This window comes from Streptomyces sp. NPDC054863 (genome assembly GCF_053610825.1).
Map to the genome: position 1 here is coordinate 1 of NZ_JBSGZD010000436.1, position 4,744 is coordinate 4,744.

The window sequence follows — 4,744 nt, forward strand, 5'->3', positions numbered from 1 at the left end:
CCGTACGGGAGTTCCGTACGGCCACCGCTGTGTGACGCCGAATCAGTGAGCAGCGGCGACCGGCTTCTCGCGGTGGGAGATCTCCCCGCCCGGCTCCATGGGTGCCGTCACCTCGTCGTCGTCGGCGCGCTTGCCGATGTGGTTGAAGACGAGGTTGAGGACGACGGCCGCCAGGCAGCCGGTGGAGATGCCGGAGTCCAGGATGATCTTCGCGGTCTCCGGGAAGTGGTGGTAGAAGGTCGGGGCCGCGATCGGGATGATGCCGACCGCGAGGGAGACGGCGACGATCAGGACGTTGTTGTCCTTCTCCAGGCCCGCCTTGACGAGGGTCTGGATGCCGCTGGCCGCGACCGAGCCGAAGAGCACGATGCCCGCGCCGCCGAGCACCGGGCGCGGGACGACCGCGATGAGCGAGGCGGCGATCGGACAGAGGCCCATCAGGATCAGGAAGCCGCCGCCCGCCGCGACCACGAACCGGCTGCGGATCTTGGTCATCGCGACCAGGCCGATGTTCTGGGCGAAGGCGCTGCACATGAAGCCGTTGAAGAGCGGGCTGACGGCCGAGCCGAGGGCGTCGGCGCGGAGCCCGGCGGCGATGGTCTTCTCGTCGGCGGGGCGCTCGACGATCTCGCCGAGGGCCAGCATGTCGGCCGTCGACTCGGTCATCGAGACCAGCATGACCACGCACATCGAGATGATCGCGGCGGCGACGAACTGCGGTGCTCCGAAGTGGAACGGCGTCGGGAAGCCGACGATGCTCGCCTCGGTGATGGGCGTGAAGTCGGTCGCGCCGAACGGGATCGCGAGGAGCGTGCCGATGACCAGGCCGAGGAGCACCGCGATCTGCTTCACGAAGCCGCGGGTGAAGCGGCGGAGCAGGAGCACGATGACCAGGGTGATGCCGGCGAGGCCCAGGAAGGTCGTCGAACCGTAGTCCGCCGCCTTGGGGTTGGGGCCCTGGGCCCAGCCGAAGGCCACCGGGAGGAGCGAGAGACCGATCAGGGTGATGACGGTGCCGGTGACGACGGGCGGGAAGAAGCGGACCAGTTTGGAGAAGAACGGGGCGCCTATGAAGCCGATCGCCCCGGCGACGATGATCGCGCCGAAGATGACCGGGAGCGCGTCCTCCTTGGACTGGCCGTCCGCGATGGCGAGCATCGGGGCGACTCCGGCGAAGGTCACGCCGTTGACGAAGGGGAGGCGGGCGCCGATCTTCCAGACGCCGAGGGTCTGGAGGAGGGTGGCGAGGCCTGCCATGAAGAGGCTGGCGCCGGTGAGGAAGGTGAGTTCCTTGCCGGAGAGGCCTACGGCGGCGCCGACGATGAGCGGGGGCGCGACGACGCCCGCGTACATGGCGGCGACGTGCTGGAGACCGGTCGTGGCGAGCTTCAGGGGAGGCATCCCCTGGTCGACCGGGTGTTTCTCGATACGGGGAGAGGTGGTGTTCTCCTCGTCGGTGCCGTCCGTCGAAGAGTCTTGCGCGGTGAACCTGGGCGTCTTGGCCACAGCGTCCTCCTGTCGTTTCCAGTGCCGTAGTTGGCACGTGCTTCAGGGAGGTGGTGCGTATGTGCAAGGTGCTGGTGGTGCTCAGGGGGGGGTGCGGAAGTGCTGTCGTTGTGCCGTTCGCCCGGGTACGCCGGACCGCCCCGGGGGCGTGAAGTGTTGGGCCACGCCCCCGGGAACGGCTCCTGAGCAGCCCGCTCGGCTGCTCAGTTCCGGCCGGAAGCCGTCCCTCCCGGCCGGAATCTCTTGACTGTGGTACGAGGTGATCGGCGTCAGCGGTACTGCGCGGCTGTCCGCGCGAGTCGCTGCGCCTCGTCCCGCGCGCTGCGGGCGATGGCGTCCTCGTCCACCGTGATCAGGTGGTTGTCCTCGACGACGGGGTTGCCGTTGACCAGGGACAGGGTGACCGGTGCCGCCGCGCCGAAGACGAGGGCGGTGACCGGGTCGGCGATGGTGGAGTGGCCTAGGCCGTCGGTCTTCCACATCACCAGGTCCGCGAGCTTGCCGGCTTCGAGCGAGCCGATCTCCGCTGCGCGGCCCAGTACTTGGGCGCCTCCGTAGGTGCCGAGGCGGAGCGCCTGGCGGGCGTTGAGGGCCCGCTCGCGGTGCTCGGTGTTGAGGCGGGCCACGAGGAGCGCGTTGCGCAGCTCCGTGTGCAGTTCGCCGGACTCGTTGGAGGCGGTGCCGTCGACGCCCAGGCCGACCGGGACGCCCGCCTTGAGCATGTCGGGGACCCTCGCGATGCCTGCGGCGAGGCGGGCGTTGGAGGAGGGGCAGTGGGCGACGCCGGTTCCCGTGCGGGCGAAGGCGGCGATGTCGGAGTCGTTCATGTGGACGCAGTGCGCCATCCACACGTCGCTGCCGAGCCAGCCCGTCGACTCGAAGTAGTCGGTGGGGCCCATGCCGAACAGCTCGTGGCAGAACTTCTCCTCCTCGACCGTCTCACTGCCGTGGGTGTGCAGTCGGACGCCCTTGCGGCGTGCCAACTCGGCGCCCTGGCGCATGAGTTCGGTCGACACGGAGAAAGGCGAGCAGGGCGCCACGGCGACCTGCGTCATGGAGCCGAAGGAGGCGTCGTGATGCTGGTCGACGGTGGCCTCGGTGGCGGCGAGCGCGCCTTCGAGGGTCTCGATCGCGAAGTCCGGCGGCAGGCCGCCGTCGGACTCGCCGCGGTCCATGGAGCCCCGGGCGAGGGTGAACCGTACTCCCATGTCCCCGGCCGCACCGATGATCGCCGAGGAGAGGTCGCCGGAGCCGCGCGGGAAGACGTAGTGGTGGTCCATGGCGGTGGTGACACCGCCGCGGGCCATCATCGCCAGGGACCCCTGGGCCGCCGCCGTCACCATCTGCTCGTCGATCCGCGCCCAGGTCGGGTACAGGGTGACGAGCCAGTTGAACAGGTTGTGGTCGGTGGCCAGGCCCCGGGTGATCCACTGGTAGAAGTGGTGGTGCGTGTTGATCAGGCCGGGAGTGGCGAGGTGGCCGGTGCCGTCGATGCGGCGGACCACGTTTTCCAGGCCTGCGGGCGCCGTGCCCGCGCCGATGGACTCGATCCGGTTGCCCGCGACGACGATGTGTCCCGACGCGTATTCCGTGTCGTGGGCGTCGACGGTCGCGATCGCGCAGTTCTCGATGACGATGCGGGTGAGAGCGTCGCGCGAAGCTGGTGCTGCCGGTGCTGCCATGGGGCTGCTTCCTTTACCTCTGTGACGATCGGGCACGGCAGGGCCCTAGGAGGATTTGAGTGCCACGGACGCCGCTGGAGTGCGGCGGTCGCGGGTGCCGAGATGGTGGAAGAAGAGATTGAGCAGGACCGCGACGAGTGCGCCGGCGCTGATGCCGGAGCCGAGGACGGTCTGTGCCCAGGCGGGGAAGTCCGCGTAGAAGGTGGGTGCCGCGAGCGGAATGATGCCCGCGCCGAGTGCCACCGCCACGAGGATGATGTTCGAGCTGTCGTCGAGTCCGGCCTCGGAGAGGGTACGGATGCCGCTCACGGCGATCGAGCCGAAGAGGACGATCCCGGCGCCGCCGAGTACGGGCATCGGCACCATGGAGACGACCGCGCCGAGCACCGGGAACACGCCGAGGAAGAGCAGCGCACCACCGGCGACGGCGACCACGTAGCGGCTCCGTACGCGAGTCAGCGTCACGACTCCGACGTTCTGCGCGAAGGCGCTGGTCGGGAATCCGCCGAAGACCGGCCCTACGAGTGTGGCGATGCCGTCCGTACGGAGACCGCGGGTGATGGTCTTCCCGTCGCAGTCGCGTTCGCAGATCTTGCCGAGGGCGAGCATCCCGGCCGACGACTCGGTCATCAGGACCAGCATCACGATGCACAGCGAGAGGATCGCGGCGGGCTGGAACTCGGGGGCGCCGAAGGCGAAGGGCGTGGGGAGCGCGGCGATCGGGGCGTCCTTCAGTCCGCTGAAGTCGGCCATGCCGAACGGGATCGCGGCGAGCGTGCCGATCAACATGCCGAGCAGCAGGGCGACTTGCTTGACGAAGCCCTTGCCGAAGCGCTGGATGACCAGGATGACCGCGAGGGTGAAGGCGGCCAGTGCCAGGTACTTCATGGCGCCGAAGTCGGCGGCTTCCTTGTTGCCGCCCTGCGCCCAGGCGACGGGCACGGGCATCAGCGTGACGCCGATGAGGGTGATGACGACGCCGGTGACGAGCGGCGGGAAGAAGCGGAGCAGCTTCCCGAAGAAGGGGCCGACGGCGAGGCAGAAGACTCCGGCGACCATCACCGCACCGTAGATGGCGGGGAGTTGGTGGCCGGGGGCGCTGGTCTCGGCGATCGCGAGCATGGGCGCGATGCCCGCGGACGACGCGGCGTTGACGAAGGGCAGCCGGTTTCCGGCGAACTTCGTGAGGCCGACGGTCTGGAGGATCGTGGCGAGTCCTGCGATCAGCAGGCTGGCGGCGATCAGCCGGGTCATCCCGGCGGGGTCCAGGCCGCAGGCCTGGCCGATGATGAGCGGAGGGGTGACGACGCCGGCGTACATGGCGGCGATGTGCTGGAGCGCGGCGGGGACGAGCCGCTTGGCGGGGAGCTTTTCGTCCACGGGGTGGACGGACACGGGAGGGACGGGATCGAGGAGATCGACCGGCTTCCCGAGCGGGACCGGATCACCTTGCTGGGTCAAACACGGGCCTTCTGTTGCCGGCCCCTTTGCAGGCTGTGCCATGGATGTTCGTTCCCTCCGGTGGGCCGGGGCCGTGCTTTACCGCCGTAAAGCAC

Annotated in this window: 3 protein-coding genes; all 3 read right to left on the bottom strand. The window is 69.4% G+C overall.

Annotation, left to right across the window (positions count from 1 at the left end):
* Positions 1-42 precede the first annotated feature (42 nt).
* The 3 genes from ACWGIG_RS37095 to ACWGIG_RS37105 all read right to left on the bottom strand — a co-directional run bounded on the left by ACWGIG_RS37095 (position 43) and on the right by ACWGIG_RS37105 (position 4,691).
* Positions 43-1,401, bottom strand: coding sequence for a nucleobase:cation symporter-2 family protein (locus ACWGIG_RS37095; RefSeq protein WP_453326126.1), 1,359 nt, complete (start codon positions 1,399-1,401; stop codon positions 43-45).
* A 374-nt stretch (positions 1,402-1,775) separates the two neighbouring features.
* Positions 1,776-3,188, bottom strand: coding sequence for an 8-oxoguanine deaminase (locus ACWGIG_RS37100; RefSeq protein WP_453326124.1), 1,413 nt, complete (start codon positions 3,186-3,188; stop codon positions 1,776-1,778).
* Positions 3,189-3,233: 45 nt separating this feature from the next.
* Positions 3,234-4,691 carry a nucleobase:cation symporter-2 family protein gene (locus tag ACWGIG_RS37105; protein ID WP_453326125.1) on the bottom strand — a complete coding sequence of 486 codons (1,458 nt, stop codon included), beginning with the start codon at positions 4,689-4,691 and terminating at the stop codon, positions 3,234-3,236.
* Positions 4,692-4,744 lie beyond the last annotated feature (53 nt).